Annotated in this window: 18 protein-coding genes; 9 read left to right on the top strand and 9 right to left on the bottom strand. The window is 65.2% G+C overall.

The genetic code is table 11. The features are described 5' to 3' along the window. Position 1: 1 nt before the first annotated feature. From DIE03_RS05615 to DIE03_RS05580, 8 genes are all read right to left on the bottom strand, one after another. A complete protein-coding gene (locus tag DIE03_RS05615; protein ID WP_124448304.1) occupies positions 2 to 796 on the bottom strand; it encodes an ABC transporter ATP-binding protein in 795 nt (264 codons plus the stop codon). After that, positions 793 to 1890, bottom strand: coding sequence for an acyl-CoA dehydrogenase family protein (locus DIE03_RS05610; protein ID WP_124448302.1), 1098 nt, complete (start codon positions 1888 to 1890; stop codon positions 793 to 795). Before DIE03_RS05610 ends, DIE03_RS05615 begins: the two co-directional genes overlap by 4 nt. After that, on the bottom strand, positions 1863 to 2429 hold the full coding sequence (locus tag DIE03_RS05605) for a carboxymuconolactone decarboxylase family protein (protein ID WP_124448300.1): 567 nt from the start codon (positions 2427 to 2429) through the stop codon (positions 1863 to 1865). Before DIE03_RS05605 ends, DIE03_RS05610 begins: the two co-directional genes overlap by 28 nt. Positions 2430 to 2544: 115 nt before the next feature. Continuing rightward, on the bottom strand, positions 2545 to 3504 hold the full coding sequence (locus DIE03_RS05600; RefSeq protein WP_124448837.1) for an AraC family transcriptional regulator: 960 nt from the start codon (positions 3502 to 3504) through the stop codon (positions 2545 to 2547). A gap of 283 nt (positions 3505 to 3787) precedes the next feature. Further along, positions 3788 to 4318, bottom strand: coding sequence for an asparagine synthase C-terminal domain-containing protein (locus tag DIE03_RS05595; protein ID WP_260434808.1), 531 nt, complete (start codon positions 4316 to 4318; stop codon positions 3788 to 3790). A gap of 38 nt (positions 4319 to 4356) precedes the next feature. Then, positions 4357 to 5289 (bottom strand): SDR family NAD(P)-dependent oxidoreductase, encoded by a 933-nt coding sequence (locus DIE03_RS05590; RefSeq protein WP_260434807.1) that lies wholly within the window; start codon positions 5287 to 5289, stop codon positions 4357 to 4359. A gap of 101 nt (positions 5290 to 5390) precedes the next feature. Then, on the bottom strand, positions 5391 to 6260 hold the full coding sequence (locus DIE03_RS05585; RefSeq protein WP_124448298.1) for an SDR family NAD(P)-dependent oxidoreductase: 870 nt from the start codon (positions 6258 to 6260) through the stop codon (positions 5391 to 5393). Further along, the gene (locus DIE03_RS05580; protein WP_124448296.1) at positions 6247 to 7167 is read right to left on the bottom strand and encodes an alpha/beta hydrolase; all 921 of its coding nucleotides are present in this window, start codon (positions 7165 to 7167) and stop codon (positions 6247 to 6249) included. Before DIE03_RS05580 ends, DIE03_RS05585 begins: the two co-directional genes overlap by 14 nt. A 95-nt stretch (positions 7168 to 7262) precedes the next feature. On the opposite strand from DIE03_RS05580, the gene DIE03_RS05575 reads away from it, so the two are divergent. The 6 genes from DIE03_RS05575 (at position 7263) to DIE03_RS05550 (ending at position 13152) form a co-directional block, all read left to right on the top strand. Continuing rightward, a complete protein-coding gene (locus DIE03_RS05575; RefSeq protein WP_124448294.1) occupies positions 7263 to 7874 on the top strand; it encodes a TetR/AcrR family transcriptional regulator in 612 nt (203 codons plus the stop codon). A 248-nt stretch (positions 7875 to 8122) separates the two neighbouring features. After that, entirely contained in the window at positions 8123 to 8986 is an 864-nt protein-coding gene (locus tag DIE03_RS05570; RefSeq protein ID WP_124448292.1) for a fumarylacetoacetate hydrolase family protein, read from the top strand. Next, positions 8983 to 9735, top strand: a complete 753-nt coding sequence (locus tag DIE03_RS05565; RefSeq protein WP_124448290.1) for an SDR family NAD(P)-dependent oxidoreductase — start codon at positions 8983 to 8985, stop codon at positions 9733 to 9735. The genes DIE03_RS05570 and DIE03_RS05565 overlap by 4 nt, the downstream gene beginning before the upstream one ends. Before the next feature lie 76 nt (positions 9736 to 9811). Further along, entirely contained in the window at positions 9812 to 11140 is a 1329-nt protein-coding gene (locus DIE03_RS05560; protein ID WP_124448288.1) for an MFS transporter, read from the top strand. A 30-nt stretch (positions 11141 to 11170) separates the two neighbouring features. Beyond that, complete coding sequence (gene rhmD / locus DIE03_RS05555; protein WP_124448286.1) at positions 11171 to 12349, top strand: L-rhamnonate dehydratase; 1179 nt, start codon at positions 11171 to 11173, stop codon at positions 12347 to 12349. A gap of 20 nt (positions 12350 to 12369) precedes the next feature. Further along, entirely contained in the window at positions 12370 to 13152 is a 783-nt protein-coding gene (locus tag DIE03_RS05550; RefSeq protein ID WP_012363568.1) for an SDR family NAD(P)-dependent oxidoreductase, read from the top strand. Between the two features lie 29 nt (positions 13153 to 13181). On the opposite strand, the gene DIE03_RS05545 is transcribed toward DIE03_RS05550, so the two are convergent. Continuing rightward, the gene (locus DIE03_RS05545) at positions 13182 to 14126 is read right to left on the bottom strand and encodes a LysR family transcriptional regulator (protein ID WP_124448835.1); all 945 of its coding nucleotides are present in this window, start codon (positions 14124 to 14126) and stop codon (positions 13182 to 13184) included. 133 nt (positions 14127 to 14259) lie between these two features. On the opposite strand from DIE03_RS05545, the gene rhaM reads away from it, so the two are divergent. From rhaM to DIE03_RS05530, 3 genes are all read left to right on the top strand, one after another. Beyond that, complete coding sequence (gene rhaM / locus DIE03_RS05540; RefSeq protein WP_060210706.1) at positions 14260 to 14574, top strand: L-rhamnose mutarotase; 315 nt, start codon at positions 14260 to 14262, stop codon at positions 14572 to 14574. Positions 14575 to 14594: 20 nt separating this feature from the next. Further along, positions 14595 to 15494: an amidohydrolase gene (locus DIE03_RS05535; protein WP_124448284.1), complete on the top strand. Its 900-nt coding sequence runs from the start codon at positions 14595 to 14597 to the stop codon at positions 15492 to 15494. Positions 15495 to 15556: 62 nt separating this feature from the next. Continuing rightward, positions 15557 to 17092 carry a sugar ABC transporter ATP-binding protein gene (locus DIE03_RS05530; RefSeq protein WP_185658109.1) on the top strand — a complete coding sequence of 512 codons (1536 nt, stop codon included), beginning with the start codon at positions 15557 to 15559 and terminating at the stop codon, positions 17090 to 17092. Positions 17093 to 17095 lie beyond the last annotated feature (3 nt).

Genomic DNA, 17095 nt, shown 5'->3' with positions numbered 1-17095 from the left:
GTCAGGTCAGGGAGGAGGGTTCGGTGACGTGCGGGCGCTTCATGCCGGCCTGCAATGCTTTCAGGATGTCGATGCGCATCGTGCCGAGTTCGCTGACGAACGCGTCGCGCGGATGCGGGAAATCGACCTGCCATGCATCGATGAAGCGGCCTTGCGTACCGAGCAGCACGATGCGGTCGGCCACGAGCAGCGCTTCGTCGATGTCGTGGGTCACGAGCACCGTCGCGCATCGTGTGGTCGAGACGATGTTCACCAGCAGCCGTTGCATCGCGGCGCGCGTGACTTCGTCGAGCGCCGAGAACGGCTCGTCGAGCAGCAGGGCCTGCGGTTGACGCGCCAACGCCCGCGCGAGCGCCGCGCGCTGCGCCATGCCGCCGGAGAGCTGGGCCGGACGCAGCGCCGCGGCGGCTTCGAGCCCGACCGCACGCAGCGCCGATTGGACGCGCTCGCGTTGCTGGTCGCGCGTGAGGCGGTCCTGATGCTTGAACGCGAGCCCGAACGCGACGTTGCTTTCGGCCGACAGCCACGGCAACAGGCACGGATCCTGAAACGCGATCGCAATCCTCGGATGCGGTCCCTGCAGCGTCGCGCCATTGACGGACACGGTGCCCGATTGCGGCCGCTCCAGGCCGGCCAGTGCGCGCAGCAGGCTCGACTTGCCGGTGCCGCTCGGGCCGATCAACGCGACGATTTCGCCCGCATCGACCGACAGCGAGACATCGGCGATCACGATGTTGCGCGGCGGTTCGCCATAGCCGAGCGTCACGTTGCGGGCATCCAGCAGCGCGGGCGTCATGCGGCGATGCTCCGCGTCCGTGCCGCGAGTTGCGCCTTCAACTGCACCACGCTCGGCGTGACGATCGGAATGAACGCCGCTTCGCGCCAGCGCCGATCGAAGCCGAGCCCGGCATCGCGCAGATAGCCGCGGCCGCCGCTCGCTTCGAGTTCGAGGTTCACGGCGGTCGCCACCAGCGTCGCGAGCGTGATGCGCAGCTCGAACAGGCGATCGGGGTGCATGCGCAGGCTGCCGTCGACCATGCCGGACGACAGCAGCGCACATGCGGCGCTCAGTTCGGCCGCGCAGGATTCGACTTCGGGGCCGAGAATACCGCGCGTCGTTTCTGCCGCGCGGCGCGCTTCGGCCAGCGACCGGCGCGCGAGCCCGATCGAAAGCCCGCACTGCAAGCCGAGGAACGCCGGTCGCACCGCGGGCAGGAAAGCCTGTGCGTCCGCATGGATCAGCCACGCGGCACCGGTCGGGACGTCGGCGAGATGCAATGCGGCGGTGTTGCTGCCGCGCAGCGCGATCAAGTCGAGATCGGTACTCCGTGTCAGGCCGGATGCGTCATGCGGGATGGCGACGATCGCGGACGGCCGACCGTCGCGAAACGACACGGCTGCCGCGACCACGAACTGCTCCGCGCGCAGGTTCGTCACCCAGGCCATCCTGCCGGTCAGGCGCCAGTCGTCGGTCGCTTCGATCTGAAGCGACTCGATTCCGCACAGATATTTCATCGCGTTCGACAGGCCGCTTGCACCCGCGCAGGTGCCGTCGAGCAGTGCCGGCAGCCAGCGCTCGCGCAGCGCGGCATTGGGGCTTTGCAGCAGATACTCGATGAAGCTGCGCTGGCCCCAGAGCACGAATGCCGCCGCCAGCGAATGCTCGGCCACCGCGGCGATGCTCGCGATCGCATCCGTGGTCGTGCCGCCCGCGCCGCCGAGGCTCGCCGGCACGCCGATCCGGAACAGCCCGGCGGCCGCGAGGCGCGGCACGACCTCGGCTTTCAGATCGGCGCTCGTGTCGAGCTGCGTCGCGTGCGAGTCGAGCCAGTCGACGAGCGATGCGTCGAGTGCGGGCGCCGTCAGGCGGCCTGTGTCCGGGGTTCCCATCGGTATGCCGCCAGTTCGGGGTTGAGTTCGTTGCGCGCCAGGTTGTTCGCGAAGTTGCACAACGTCGCGAGGCTCACGCCCAGCACCACCTCGAGCGCGTTTGCTTCGGTGAAACCGGCCGCGACGAACGCGTCGAGCGCGTCGTCGGCCACGGCGCCGCGGGTCGCGATCACGGCGCGCGTGAATTCGGCGACGGCGTCCAGCCGCGCATCGGCCACCGGCTCGCCGTCGCGCAACGCGTCGACGTCGGCGCGATCGACGTGCGCCTTTTTCAAGGCGGCCGCGGTGTGTCCGGCCACGCAGAACGCGCAGCCGTGAACGGCCGCGGCGGTGATCTGCACGGCTTCGCGCTCGGCGAACGTGAGGCCCGCGCGGCTGTTGATCTCGGCGACGGTCAGATAGGTTTCGAGGGCGACCGGCGCATTCGCGAGCGAGCGCACGAGATTCGGCAGGAAGCCGTTCGCGCGCTGCGATTTCTCGAGGAATGGCTGGCTGGGCGCGGGCGCCGTTTCGACGGTGGGCAAGGGCAGACGGCTCACAGGATTCTCCGGAAGGGCAGTGAGATCATTGTCGAGCCGGCACCGCCGCCGGACAATGCGCGAACATCCGCGATTCCTGTGCATTCGTCCCGCGAAGCGCCGTCGCGCCGTCCGGCTAGTGCAGGCGGGCGGCCGATTGCGAAGCGCCGTCGCGGTCGCGACGCCATGCGCCGGGCTGCATGCCCATCGTGCGCTTGAATGCGTGCGCGAATGCGGACTCCGACTGATAGCCGACGCGCTCGCCCGCGCGCGAAATCGGCAAGCCCTGCTGCAACAGGTCCGCCGCGAGCCGCATGCGCACCAGCGTGACGAATTGCATCGGCGAATGGCCCGACGCTTCGCTGAAGTGCTTGCAGAAGGCGGTGCGCGACATGTTGGCGAACGCGGCCATCGACCCGGTGGTCCACGCGTCGCCCGGCGCGTCGATGATCGCGGCCACCAGCGTGCCGAAGCCGGTCCGCTGCATCAGCGACGCGAGCCCGCTGGCCACGGAATCGTGCCCTGCGGCGTCACGGACTGCGTAGAACAGCAGCAGTTCGACCAGTTTGTCGATCAGCGGCGAAGGTTCGTCGACGCCATGCCGGCCCTCGGCGCGAATCAGGTCGAACAACCCATGGATGCCGCGATGGGCGCCGTCGCCGCGCCGCACGATCAGGCACGCCGGAAACAGCGACACGATCGCGCGTGAGAGGGTGGAGTGGAATTCGATGACGCCGCACGCGAGCCCGACGCTGCCGTCGACCGCCGGGTCGAGCGGTTGCATCGATCCGCGCCGCTCGACGGGCAGACCGCCGGCGACAGTGCCGGCCATCGGATTCACCGCGCTCGGCGACAGCCAGTGCGGGACGTCGCGCAGCAGGAAGACCGCTTCACCCTCGGAGACGAGGATGCTGTCGCGCCCGTCGGCAAAGTGAAGCCATGCGGTACCGTGCAGGATGATGTGGAAGCTCGCCTTGGCGCGGCCGGCGGTCGACGCCTGCCAGTCGCCGCAATACTGGCCGACGTGAAAGAGCTGGCTTCTGGGCTCCAGGCTGGAGAGCAGCCAATGGACGACCTTGTCTGTTTGCGCGGACATTCCGATGCTGGAGGGAGGGTGACGCGCCCATGCTACGGGCAGCGCCGCGCCGCTCAAACCAACGATTCGTAGAAAGCATTTTCCTGGCGCGGCGAAGGCGGGGCCGCCGTACGCCTACGACTCTCGTCGAACGCGTTCGAGCCCTTCAAAGAACTTCGTTATGGTCCAGGATGGCAAGCGCGTAGAACGCCACCTCGAAGCCTATCGCTTCGCAAGCGCTGGTCGGGTTCGATGCAATGATTGAGACGCTCCTTCTCGGGCACCGCGCAAAACAAGGCTCGCCTCATGGCATGCTCACGCCGTAAACCCGCGACCGGTGCGCCAGCGAGCAAGCCCGAAACATTACCGCCCGCTCGTGCTCGTTCTGCGGGGACGGATCGGCGCAGCGGCGCTGCAGCCGCGGTACGTCGAGCAAGCCGGCGATGCGGTCGGCGTCCGTTGCGAGTATTTCGCGCGTGTGCTGGCGCAATGACTCGCCGTTGCCTTGATCCTTGGGTAAGGCCGACTTCCTGCGCAGGCGCACGGCTTCCGGCAACGCACCGCGCGACGCTTCACGCAGCATGGCCTTTTCCACGCCATCACGTAGCGCCAGCTCGGCCGGAATGGTGGCAGCCAGGTTCAGAACTTCGGTATCGCTGAAGGGTACGCGCGCTTCCAGTCCATGTGCCATGCTCAACGAGCCCCGCACCGGGCTGCTCCGCACCGAGTTCGCCGCGGCGACCACCGGCGCGCTCAAGCGCGCGTTGCCGCTCACGCTTGAGACCGCCCGCGCGAGCCCCCTGATCTTGCATCTCTTGGTGAGCGTGTCCGGCATGCACCTTCGTCATGCCCTCCGACGGAAATGTGACGGCTTCAGGCCCTTGGCGCCGGCGCAGGAACGGATGCTGCATCCCGCCTTTTACCGGGCCCGGCTGGACGATCTCGGCCGCGCTCAAGCTCACGCATCAACTCGTGCATCTCGTGTTGTCGCCCGAGATGCCAGTCGGTCACGATGTTGAAGAACCCTCGCATCCACGAAAGCGGTGCCCACCGGAACGGGGCGACGATGCGCGGTTGGCGGGCTCGCAGCCCTTTGATGACGGCCTTGGCGACGTCATCCGGTTGTATCGGTCGCCGCAACGGTGCAGGAAACCCTTTTTCAATCAATTTCGTCGCTAGCGCATTTCCGCCAAAGCCGACCTTGGCAATTGCTGTAGCCACCCATCCCGGATAGAGCACGCTCGCGGTGGACCCGGTGCCGCCTAGCTCGGCGCGCAGCGAACGCGCGAGCATCTCGACTCCGGCTTTGGACGCTGCGTAAGGCGCATTGACCATGCCATTCACGAACGCATAGACCGACGCGGTGACCAGGACCTGGCCTCGATTGCGCACGATCTCCGGCAAGGCAGCCTTGATCGTGCGCCAGACGCCGAGCAGGTCGACCTCGACGATTCGTTCGAACTCCTGTTCATCGCAGCTGTACACGGTGGCGGGCACATCGTGCCATGAAATGCCCGCATTGGCGAACGCAATGTCGAGGCGACCGAATCGGTCGACGGCGTGTTGCACGACCGCCTTGGTGGCGGCAGCATCGGTAACATCGAGCGCCAGGGCGAGCGTGCGCTCGGAGTCAAACTCCGCGGCGAGGCGGTCCACTGAAGCCTGCGTCACATCGGTTAGAACGAGGCGTGCACCACATGCATGCAACGCACGCGCGGTCGCAGCGCCGATGCCGCCTGCAGCACCCGTGATAAGCACGACTTTTTCCTGAAGATCGTAAGCCACTTTGTACTGCTCCTCTGCCATTGGATTTCCATTGCTGCGCAAACAAGGGGCGATGGATGCCGGGCCATCGGCTCCGCTTATCTTGCGGAGCCGATCGGTTACCGCGGCCACCGGATTGCCATTCATTTCGCCGGGGCGTGCGCGGTCGAATCGTTCCAGCCAGTTGCCGACGCGAGACTGATGGCGCGTTCGATGTCCTCGCCGCGAAAGCCAGTGCGTTCGACGAAGCGCCTGAAGAAGCCGGGTGCCTTGGCCACGATCGTGTTGATCTTCGGGACGACGATCATGTCCGCGCGGCGCTCGATGCCTGCCACGATGTTCTGCACGACCTGCTCGCGCGGGATCATCTTCCAGAAGCCTCGATCGTTGCCTCCCCACAATGCCCGGCCGGCAGGATCGGCAACGACATCGTCCATCAGCGGCGTCGGGAAGAACGTCGGATGCGCGCTGCCGACCCCGATACCCAGATGACGAAGCTCCAGACGGATGCTGTCGCACATCGCCCAGACGCCCGCTTTGCTGGCCGTATAGGACGCCTGTAGCGGCGAATGCACAAACGCGGCCATTGACGAAATCGCCAGCATGTAGCCGCGCTGTTGCTGGACGAATGGCAAGCCGGCACGGAACGTACGCCACACGCCGTTGAGGTTGATGTCGATGACACGATCAAACGCGGCCGGGTCGATGGTGGCCATCGGGGCCATGGTGTCGATGCCCGCGTTTGCGATGACCACATCGATCCGGCCGAAGTGATGCGCCGCATTGGCCATGGCGGCTTCGAGGCTTTCGAAATCGCGGACGTCGGCAGTCCAGCCAAGAACGTCGGAAGGGTGGCCGAAGCCGCGAGTTTGCGCCGTGAGCCTGTCTGCCTCCAGATCGAAAAGTGCGAGACGCGCGCCCCGTGCATGCAGCGCTTCGGCCAGGGCCGATCCCAGGCCTCCGGTGGAACCGGTAATGGCCACCACCTTGTTCGCCAACTTATAAGTCGACATGCGTGCCTCCTTGCTTCGTAGGAACGTGACGGTGGAGAAATGCCAGCTGGTCGGCGACCACCTGTTCGAAGTCCTTGCCTACATAGATGTCGAAGTGGCCGGCCCGATACATGCGCACTTCCCCTTGGGGCGCGCGCCGGGCGTACCGTTTCGTCGGCCCCGCCGGAGCGACGGAGTCGGCTTCGCAAACGCAAAACAGAATCGGACAGGAAATGTCGCCTGCTTTGCGACCGGGTCGGTGCCGAACGATGTTCAGGCCGAAGCGTGCTGCGACCTGATTGCGAAATGCAGTACCGTCAGGTACCAGCGCGAGATAACCATCCAGGGCATCCGGTGCGGTCATCAACGCGGCAGAACCGGGCCGACCCGCCGTCGGCACCATCACCGGCGCCCCGCCGACGAGGGATAGCACTGCATCGCACAGAGCGAGCGCGGTGACCTTGAGCGCGCTACGCCAGTTCAACGCGAACAACGACGCGACCCCGTCCGTGAACGGGCATTGCGCGATGGCACCAGCAATCGTCCGGTCGCGTGCTGCGGAAAGAATCACATGACCGCCGCCGAAGGATGTTCCCCACAGGACCACCTGATCCGGACGGAGATTGCTGTGTCCGCGTGCAAAAGCGATCGCACCCGACCAGTCCTCCAGTTGACGATCGATATCTAGCAGTTGGCGAGGGGAGCCGTCGCTCGCGCCGAAATGTCGATAGTCGAACACGACGCACGCGTAGCCGTCCGCGCAAAAGCGCTGCGCATAGGCGTCGAGCCGCATTTCCTTGATTCCGCCCAGCCCGTGCGCCATCACGATGACAGGAAACGGGCCTGTCCCGCGAGGTTCGTACAGCCAGCCACGGCAATGTTCTCCGCGGCCGCCAGCCACGAACTCGATACTTGTCCGCCCGGCCATGTGTCCCTCCAAGATGTAAAATGCTAGATCGAAATCCAATGTTGGAATGCATTCTAAGATTGCAATACGTTCCAATTAATGAGGGAAAACCCCGTATGGAATCCAGAACTCAGCGCCGGGCAGCCGCGACCCGCCTGGCGATCGTGCAAGCCGCCGAGACTTTGCTGACGGAGGGCGGACTGGACGCGGTTACGCCTGAAGCGGTTGCGACCCGGGCGGATGTTGCAGTGCAGACGCTCTATAACCGTGTAGGTGGCCGTTCCGCGTTGCTCATTGCCGTGGCGGAGCGCGCGCTGGAGGAAAACCGCGAGTACATGGACGCGGCCTATGCATCCGATGGCGATGTGGAGACGAAACTACGTTGTGTGGCAGCTGCGTACGCGCGGTTCGCCAAGGAGCGCCCGCACCAGTTCCGTATCCTTGTCGAACCACCGAATGAGCCGGAAGCGCTCGCGCGCATTGCTGCCCTGATCAGGCAGCAAAACGCCAAATTGGCCGCATTGATCAGCCGAGGTATCGACGAAGGGTGGGTGCATGCAGACATCGAGCCGGAGCATGCGTCGACGGCGCTGTGGGCAATGATGAATGGCGTGATCAGCCTGATGTGGCGCCCCGACAGCCTTCGACTGGATGTCGATCACATCGACGATCTACTGGGTACCGCGATCTCGTTGTTGACCGGCGGTATCAAGAGGCGGGGCGATTGACGCGTTGAGTCCGGACAACTCGGCGCCTGCAGAAACCCTGCGTCACTCCGTCCAGGACGGACGTTCAACTTGGCTGCCTTTGCCAAGCACGGCATCTCGGCCGAGCGGCTACATGACGCCGAAAGGCCGCGCTGACCGATCGATTCGGTTTGGCTATCGCTTCATGCGAATTTCGGATTGTTCCGCTATTGCCGGGGCTTCAACATGGGCCCTGCAGAGGACATTCAATTCACATGAGGAGACGTTGCATGAAGTTGGTGCGCTTTGGTGTGCCGGGCGATGAGCGACCCGGCGTCATTGACGGGGACGGTCGAATTCGCGATCTGTCGGGTCACGTGGAAGACATCGCGTTGGACGCACTTTCCGACGAGAACTTGCGCCGCCTCGCGGCGCTCGATGCGGCGTCGCTTCCGCTCGCACCGGCCAACGTCCGGATCGGCCCGTGTGTCGGCCGGGTCGGCAAGATGATTTGCGTCGGCCTGAACTATTCGGATCACGCCGCGGAGTCGAACATGGCCGTCCCGACGGAGCCGGTACTGTTCATGAAGGCGACGAGCGCGATCGTCGGCGCGCACGACGACGTCGAGATCCCCCCTGGCGCGGAGAAGGTCGACTGGGAAGTCGAACTGGGTGTCGTCATCGGTCGCGAGGCTCGCTATGTGTCGCGCGAACGCGCACTGGAATACGTCGCCGGCTACTGCGTCGTCAATGACGTATCCGAGCGCGCGTACCAGCTGGAGCGCGGCGGGCAGTGGGACAAGGGCAAGGGATGCGACACGTTCGGCCCGCTCGGCCCGTGGCTCGTCACGCGCGACGAGATCCCCGATCCCCAGTCGCTGCGCCTGTGGCTCGAGGTCGATGGCAAGTGCTACCAGGATGGCAGCACGCGGACGATGATCTTCGACGTCGCCACGCTCGTTTCCTATATCAGCCAGTTCATGAGCCTGCAGCCGGGGGATGTGATTTCCACCGGTACGCCGCCCGGCGTCGGGTTGGGCCAGAAGCCGGAGCCGGTCTTTCTTCGCGCGGGCCAGACCATGCGGCTCGGTATCGACGGACTTGGCGAGCAGCAGCAACGCACGGTTGCCGCACGTATCCCGGAGGCGCGATGAACCAGATCGAATTGAGCGGCCGTGTGGTCGTGATCACGGGCGGCGCGCGCGGCATCGGCTATGCGGTCGCGCAGCGCGCGCTGCGCTCCGGTGCGGCGGTGTCGTTGTGGGACGTCGACGGGGATCGGCTCGCACGCAGCCAGCGCGAACTGTCGGAACTCGGCACCGTGTCGACCGTGATCGTCGAACTGACCGACGAAGCGTCCGTCGACGCCGCGGCCACGGCCACGTTCGAGCGGCACGGTGCGATCGACGTGCTGATCAACAGCGCCGGTATCACGGGGGGCAACGGTCTGACGTGGGAACTGCCGCCCGAGGTCTGGCGCCGCGTGATCGACGTGAACCTGATCGGCTCGTATCTGACCTGCCGCGCCGTGGTGCCGCGAATGCTCGAGAAGGGCTACGGCCGCATCGTCAACATCGCATCGGTGGCCGGCAAGGAAGGCAATCCGAACGCATCGCACTACAGCGCCTCGAAGGCCGGCCTGATCGGCCTCACGAAATCGCTCGGCAAGGAGCTGGCGACCCGCGGCATCCTCGTGAATGCAGTCACGCCCGCGGCAGCGAAGACCGAGATCTTCGACTCGATGTCGCAGCAGCATATCGACTACATGCTGTCGAAGATACCGATGAACCGCTTCCTGATGCCGGAAGAGGCTGCTTCGCTGATCCTGTGGCTCGCGTCCGAGGATTGCGCATTCAGCACCGGGGCCGTATTCGACCTGTCGGGCGGTCGCGCCACCTATTGATCGACGGTAGTCGACCCGCGCCAAGCGGGTCGCACGATACAGGGCGGAGCGACCGCCCGGACAAGGAGACACCACGATGCACGCGACGCAACCCACTGTCGAGCAGACGGTCGGCAGGGTCATGCGGAGGTTGCTGCCGTTCCTGTTGCTGATGTATGTCCTCGCATTTCTCGACCGGACGAATGTCGGCTTTGCCCAGCACGCACTGCAACGCGATGCCGGCCTGTCCGATGCGGCATTCGCTTTTGGCGCAGGCGTGTTCTTCGTCGGCTACGCGCTGCTCGAGGTACCGAGCAACCTGATCATGCATCGGGTCGGGGCGCGAATCTGGATGTGCCGGATCATGGTCACATGGGGGCTCGTGTCGGCGGGAATGGCGTTCACGAACAGCGCAACCACCTTTTACGTATTGCGTTTTCTGCTGGGCGTTGCCGAAGCAGGGTTCTTCCCGGGGATCATTTATTACCTGACGAACTGGTTTCCGCAATCGGCACGTGCCCGCGCGATCGGCGTGTTCTATTTCGGCGCGCCGTTGGCGTTCATCTTCGGCGCGCCCTTGTCGGGGTTGTTGCTGGATCTCCATGGCGCATTCGGCCTGGCCGGCTGGCGCTGGATGTTCATCGTGGAGGGCGGGCTGGCGTCGCTGGTCGGGGTATGGGCGCTTCGCTATCTCGACGATGCGCCGGCCGACGCGCAATGGCTCGGTGTGCCGGCTCGCCGCGTGCTGGTCGACGCGATCGAGCAGGATGCGAAGATCGCGACGCAACATGGCCCACGCAGCGTGATGGCTGCCATGACGAACGCGCGTGTGCTGGCTTATGCGGCCATCTATGCGTTGATCCAGATGAGCGTGTATGGCGTCATCTTCTTTCTGCCGCAACAAGTCGGTGCATTGCTCGGCCGACGTGTCGGCTTCGAAGTCGGGCTGGTCACCGCAGTGCCGTGGTTATGCGCGCTGGGCGCCGCATGGTGGGTACCGCGCCTGGCGGAGCGCTCGAGCGGACATCGGCGCTGGGCGATCGTCATGCTCGTGTGTGCCGCCGCCGGCATTGCGCTGTCGGGCATTGCGCCTGCGCCACTCGTCGCGCTCGCCGGGCTGTGCGCGGCCGCGAGCGGCTTCATTGCCGCCCAGCCGCTGTTCTGGACGTTTCCCGCGCGAGACCTGACCGGGGCGGCCGCCGCGGGCGGGATCGCGCTCATCAATTCACTCGGCAGCCTGGGCGGATTCATCGCACCGACGCTGCGCGCATCGGCCGATCGTTGGTTCGGTGCAGGGGCGGCCGGGCTGCAGGTTCTCGCGCTTGCCAGCTTGCTGGCGGCGTTGCTGATTGCGGTCATCGTGCCGCGTCGATCCGTCGGCATTGCCGCCGATCCATTCAAACCGCCTGTCCAGCGCATGCGGTAACCCAGCCAAAACATTCGGAGCTTATTCTTCATGGCCATGCCCACCATCAAGCATGTGCGTGCGTTCACCGTTCGCGGCGGCGGCGCGGATTATCACGATCAGGACGACGGACACTGGATCGACGACCACATCGCCACGCCGATGTCGCGTTACCCGGAATACCGTCAGAGCCGGCGGTCGTTCGGCATCAACGTCCTCGGTACGCTCGTGGTCGAGATCGAAGCGAGCGACGGCAGTGTGGGCTTCGCGGTCACGACGGGCGGCGAAATCGGCGCGTTCATCGTCGAAAGGCATCTCGCGCGTTTCCTCGAGGGCCGGTGTGTGACCGACATCGAGACGATGTGGGACCAGATGTATTACGCGACGCTCTACTATGGGCGCAAGGGCGTCGTGCTCAACACGATCTCCGGCGTCGATCTCGCGTTGTGGGATCTGCTCGGCAAGGTGCGTGGCGAACCCGTCTATCAGCTGCTCGGCGGCCCGGTACGCGACGAGCTGATGTTCTACGCCACCGGCGCTCGCCCGGATCTCGCGAAGCAGATGGGCTTCATCGGCGGCAAGATGCCGTTGCAGCACGGTCCGGCCGAGAACGAGGAAGGACTCAGGAAGAACCTGGAGAAACTCGCCGACATGCGCAACCGCGTCGGCGACGACTTCTGGCTGATGTTCGACTGCTGGATGAGCCTCGACGTGCGCTATGCGACGCGCCTCGCCAACGCCGCCCATGAATACGGTCTGAAGTGGATCGAAGAATGCCTGCCGCCCGACGACTACTGGGGCTATGCGGAACTGCGGCGCAACGTTCCGCGCGGCATGATGGTGTCGACGGGCGAGCATGAGGCGACCCGGTGGGGCTTCCGCATGCTGCTCGAAATGGGATGTTGCGACCTGATCCAGCCGGACGTCGGCTGGTGCGGCGGGATTACCGAGCTCATCAAGATTTCGGCGCTGGCGGACGCGCACAACGTGATGGTGGTACCGCACGGCTCATCGGTGTACAGCTACCATTTCGTCGTGACGCGCCACAATTCGCCGTTCGCGGAGTTCCTGATGATGGCACCGAACGCGGACGAAGTCGTACCGATGTTCACGCCGCTGTTGCTCGACGAACCGGTTCCGGTCAACGGGCGGATGAAGGTGCCGGACCGGCCGGGATTCGGCGTGCGGCTCAATCCGGAGTGCGCGCTGGTTCGTCCATACACGCATTGAACGCAACGAGGAGAAACAAGGTGCTGCTCGAAGACAAGGTCGTCATCGTCACTGGGGGCTCGCGGGGCATCGGCCGGGCTATCGCCGTCGCCAGCGCGCGTGAAGGCGCGGACGTGGTCGTCAATTACTGGGGCGACAACGACGCGTCGTATGGGCGGCGCTCCGCCATTGCCGAAGTCGTCGCCGAAGTCGAGCGCGCAGGTCGTCGCGCGATCGCGATCGAGGGCAACGTCGCGCTGCCGCAAACCGGCATCGACCTGGTTCGCCACGCGGTCGACGCGTTCGGCAAGGTCGACGTGCTGGCCAGCAACGCCGGCATCTGTCCGTTTCACGCGTTTCTCGACATGCCTCCGTCGGTCCTGGAGCGCACGATCGGCGTCAACCTGAACGGTGCGTTCTATGTGACGCAGGCGGTCGCACGTCAGATGAAGGAGCAGGGAACCGGCGGCGCGATCGTCGCAACCAGTTCGATCAGCGCACTCGTGGGCGGCGGCATGCAGACGCATTACACGCCGACGAAGGCGGGCGTGCACTCGTTGATGCAGTCGTGCGCGATCGCGCTCGGCCCGTACGGTATTCGCTGCAATTCCGTGATGCCGGGGACGATCGCGACCGATCTGAACGCAGCGGATCTCGAGGACGAAGACAAGCGGCGCTATTTCGAGAAACGCATCCCGCTCGGCAGGCTGGGGCAGCCCGAGGACGTTGCCGATTGCGTGGTGTTCCTCGCGTCCGACCGTGCACGCTATGTGACGGGTGCCGCGCTACTGGTCGATGGCGGGATGTTCGTGAACCTGCAGTGAGCGAAGGGCCGCCTTCGGGGCCCGCGTGATCAGTTCGCGATCGGCTGCGAGAAGCGGCGAAGCAGGGCAATGAAGTGAACCGCCGGCTCGGACAGCGGTTCCTCCTTGCGTGTGAGGATCCCGTAGCCGGGCAGGCTCTTGCCGATCTCGATCGGCAGTGCGACGAGCAGCTTTGCGCGCACGTGGTCGCGGACGACCGATTCGGGAAGCATTGCGACGGCATCGTACGTGCCGACGAGCTGCAGGGTGGCGAAGATCGAGCCGCATTCCGTGATGTTGGCCGGCGTCGACAGATTCGCGCGGGCAAGCTCCTCTTCCAGGATGGCGCGCGCGGGGCTCGTGACCGGCTGCGCGATCCAGGGCCATGCGACGAGCTCGTCGAGCGACACGCGGGACACGTCGGCGAGCGGGTGTCGGGGGCGCACGACGAGCACGAGCGTCTCGCGTGCGAGCGGCTCGAAGCTGAAGTCGTTGTGCTGGAGCGATGCGGTCAGTCGGCCAAGTGCAAGGTCGACATCGCGTCGGTAGAGGAGCTGAACGATCTGATCGCTGGTTTCGCCCAGGATCCGCATGTTGAGGAGCGGGCGCTCGGTTTTCAGCGTGGCGACGGCGAGTGCCAGTACGTCGGGTGCGGCGCCCATGATCGCGCCGACCGTGAGCTGGCCGTGCCCGCCGCGGCGCTTTGCGTCCAGATCCTCGGCGAAGCGGGTCAGGTCGGACAGTGCGCGGCGAGCGTAGGTGAGCACGACCTCTCCCAGCGCGGTAGGAGACATGCCGCGGGCGTTGCGCTCGAACAGCCGGAAACCGAATGCGTCCTCGATATCGCCCAGCATGCGGCTCGCGCTCGGTTGCGCGACGTTGATCTCGTCCGCAGCCTGATGGAGGTTGCGCGTGTCGTCGAGCGCCACGAGGAGCGCGAGGTGCTTGAACTTCAGGCGGTTGATGAGAGAGACGGTGGCGTCGTGCGGACTCATGTGAGGAATGCGATTCGGTTTGTGGATCGCCCAATCACGAATACGGATTGGTTTGTTATCGGTGGCGGAATTATAGTCGCTGCCATACGCCGCTGGCGCACGAAAAACGGCATGACACGACGGAGATTCAAACATGGAGACGATCGCCTTCCGGATGGTGCTGAACCCCGGGCAGAGCGAGGAGTACAGGCGACGCCACCGGGAGATCTGGCCCGAGCTGGTCGACACGCTTCACGAGGCCGGCATTCGCGACTACTGGATTTTTCTCGACGATGCGACGAACCATCTGTTTGCCGTGCTGAAGCGCGAGCGCGATCACCGGATGGACCAGCTCGTGACCGACGACGTGATGCGCAAATGGTGGGGCTTCATGTCCGACATCATGGCCACCGGTTCGGACGGCGCACCGGCACAGAAACCGCTGGTCCCGATGTTCTATCTTCCCTGACCCGCACACGGAGAAGCAGCATGCAAGTTATCGATCCCCATGTGCATTTCTGGTCGCCCGGTACGCACCACTACCCGTGGCTCGAGAATCCGGAAACGTCGTTCGTCGGCGATGCGCTGCTGTTGAAGCACGATTACCTGCCCGATGATCTGTTGAGCGAGGCGGGCGAGATCGAGATCGTGAAGATCGTGCACGTCGAGGCCAATCACGATCCGGCCGACCCGGTCGAGGAGACGCGCTGGCTGCAGGCGCTCGCCGATGCAGGCGACGGCCGTGCTGCCGGATGGCCGAACGGCATCGTCGCTGCGGCGGATCTGAGCGCATCCGACGTAGAGGCAACGCTGGCCGGACATGCTGCGTTCGCAAACATACGCGGTATTCGCCAGATCCTCAACGTGCATGACAACCCGCTGTACGGCTATGTTCAACGGCATTACCTGCGTGATCCGGTCTGGCGGAAAAACTTCGGACTGCTTGCGCGATACGGCCTGTCGTTCGACTTGCAGCTCTACCCATCGCAGATGGACGAGGCGGCGCAGCTGGCGCGGATGTACCCGGACATCCAGATCGTGCTGAATCACGCCGGAATGTTCGTCGACCGTGACAGCCCCGCCGGCTATCGCGCATGGCGCGAGGGTCTGAAAACGCTGGCCGCGTGCCCGAACGTGGCTGTCAAGGTCAGCGGGCTGGCGATGTTCGATCATCACTGGACCGTGGAAAGCCTGCGTCCGTATGTGCTCGAGACGCTGGATACCTTCGGCATCGAGCGTGCGATGTTCGCGTCGAACTTTCCGGTCGACAGGCTGTTCGGCTCGTACGACGCGTTGTGGCAAGCCTACGCGCGCATCGTCGCAGGCGCGAGCGATGACGAGCGCCGGCAATTGTTCGTCGCCAACGCCGAGCGCATCTATCGAATCTAGCGGTGACGGCGGCCGCCGCAACACGTGACGGCCGCACAACGACAATATCGACGGAGACAACAGTGCAGACATCCTCAAGCGGCACGGCCGTGCCGCGGCTGGCGCTCAGCGGCGCCAGCAAGTCGTTCGGCGCGGTGCGCGCGCTGATCGACGGCAACCTCGCGATGATGCCGGGCGAAGTGCACGCGCTGCTCGGCGAAAACGGCGCAGGCAAATCGACCCTCGTGAAGATTCTCGCGGGCGTCCATGCGCCCGACACGGGCACGCTGACCATCGACGGAGCCGAGCGGCGATTTTCGTCGCCGGCCGATGCGCGCGATGCCGGCATCGCGGTGATTTATCAGGAGCCGACGCTTTTCTTCGATCTGTCGATCGCGGAAAACATCTACATGGGACGGCAGCCCGTCGACCGGTTCGGGCGCATCGATTACGACACGATGCACCGGGAAGTGGCCGAGTTGCTCGTATCGCTGGGCGTGAACCTGAAACCGCAGCAGCTGGTGCGCGGCCTGTCGATTGCGGACCAGCAGGTCATCGAGATCGCGAAGGCGCTGTCGGTCGACGCAAACGTGCTGATCATGGACGAGCCCACCGCGGCGCTGTCGCTTCCCGAAGTCGAGCGACTGTTCGCGATCGTGCGGACGCTGCGCGAGCGGGGCGCGGCGATCCTGTTCATCACGCACCGTCTGGAGGAAGTGTTCGCGTTGACGCAGCACCTGACGATCATGCGGGACGGCGCGAAGGTTTTCGACGCGCGCACGTCGGACATGACCACGGCCGACATCGTCGCGAAGATGGTGGGGCGCGATCTGGAGACGTTCTATCCGAAAGCGCAGGTCGAGCCGGGCGACGTGAAGCTGGCGGTGCGGGGACTCACGCGCACCGGCGTGTTCAAGGACGTGTCGTTCGATGTGCGCGCCGGTGAAATCGTCGCGCTGGCCGGCCTGGTGGGTGCCGGCCGCAGCGAGGTGGCGCGCGCGATCTTCGGCATCGACCCGCTCGATTCGGGCGAGATCCGCGTGGCGGGCAAGGTGCTCGCGCCCGGTCAACCCGGGCGGGCGATCAAGGCCGGGCTCGCGATGGTTCCGGAAGACCGGCGTCAGCAAGGACTCGCACTGGAACTCAGCATCGCGCGCAACGCATCGATGACGGTGCTCGGCCGCCTGACACGGTACGGTTTGATCTCCGCTGCGCGTGAAGTGGTGCTCGCGCATGAGTGGGGAGCGCGCTTGCGCCTGAAGGCGAGCGACCTGACGTTGCCGGTCGGCACATTGTCTGGCGGCAATCAGCAGAAGGTGGTGCTCGGCAAGTGGCTGGCGACGGGGCCGAAGGTGCTGATCATCGACGAGCCGACGCGAGGCATCGATGTCGGCGCGAAGGCGGAAGTGTATGGGGCGCTGTCGGAGCTGGTCAGGGACGGCATGGCGGTACTGATGATTTCGAGCGAACTGCCGGAAGTGCTCGGCATGGCCGACCGCGTGCTCGTGATGCACGAAGGTCGCATCAGCGCGGAGATTCCGCGTGCGTTCGCGACCGAAGAGCGAATCATGCGGGCCGCGCTCGGGCAAGACGATATCGAACTGGGACGGGCGGCATGACAA

It is taken from the genome of Burkholderia sp. Bp8992, assembly GCF_003853705.1.
Classification (GTDB): Bacteria; Pseudomonadota; Gammaproteobacteria; order Burkholderiales; family Burkholderiaceae; genus Burkholderia.
Note: the sequence above shows the minus strand (reverse complement) of the source record. Positions and strands in the feature narration are given on the sequence as shown.

Excerpts from the sequence above, each read along its gene's own strand:
- DIE03_RS05595 (WP_260434808.1), bottom strand. The coding sequence starts at position 4,318 with ATGCCGGACACGCTCACCAAGAGATGCAAGATCAGGGGGCTCGCGCGG.
- DIE03_RS05600 (WP_124448837.1), bottom strand. The coding sequence starts at position 3,504 with ATGTCCGCGCAAACAGACAAGGTCGTCCATTGGCTGCTCTCCAGCCTG.
- rhmD (WP_124448286.1), top strand. The coding sequence starts at position 11,171 with ATGGCCATGCCCACCATCAAGCATGTGCGTGCGTTCACCGTTCGCGGC.
- DIE03_RS05575 (WP_124448294.1), top strand. The coding sequence starts at position 7,263 with ATGGAATCCAGAACTCAGCGCCGGGCAGCCGCGACCCGCCTGGCGATC.
- DIE03_RS05535 (WP_124448284.1), top strand. The coding sequence starts at position 14,595 with ATGCAAGTTATCGATCCCCATGTGCATTTCTGGTCGCCCGGTACGCAC.
- DIE03_RS05545 (WP_124448835.1), bottom strand. The coding sequence starts at position 14,126 with ATGAGTCCGCACGACGCCACCGTCTCTCTCATCAACCGCCTGAAGTTC.
- DIE03_RS05570 (WP_124448292.1), top strand. The coding sequence starts at position 8,123 with ATGAAGTTGGTGCGCTTTGGTGTGCCGGGCGATGAGCGACCCGGCGTC.
- DIE03_RS05585 (WP_124448298.1), bottom strand. The coding sequence starts at position 6,260 with ATGTCGACTTATAAGTTGGCGAACAAGGTGGTGGCCATTACCGGTTCC.
- DIE03_RS05565 (WP_124448290.1), top strand. The coding sequence starts at position 8,983 with ATGAACCAGATCGAATTGAGCGGCCGTGTGGTCGTGATCACGGGCGGC.
- DIE03_RS05580 (WP_124448296.1), bottom strand. The coding sequence starts at position 7,167 with ATGGCCGGGCGGACAAGTATCGAGTTCGTGGCTGGCGGCCGCGGAGAA.
- DIE03_RS05560 (WP_124448288.1), top strand. The coding sequence starts at position 9,812 with ATGCACGCGACGCAACCCACTGTCGAGCAGACGGTCGGCAGGGTCATG.
- DIE03_RS05615 (WP_124448304.1), bottom strand. The coding sequence starts at position 796 with ATGACGCCCGCGCTGCTGGATGCCCGCAACGTGACGCTCGGCTATGGC.
- DIE03_RS05590 (WP_260434807.1), bottom strand. The coding sequence starts at position 5,289 with ATGGCAGAGGAGCAGTACAAAGTGGCTTACGATCTTCAGGAAAAAGTC.
- rhaM (WP_060210706.1), top strand. The coding sequence starts at position 14,260 with ATGGAGACGATCGCCTTCCGGATGGTGCTGAACCCCGGGCAGAGCGAG.
- DIE03_RS05610 (WP_124448302.1), bottom strand. The coding sequence starts at position 1,890 with ATGGGAACCCCGGACACAGGCCGCCTGACGGCGCCCGCACTCGACGCA.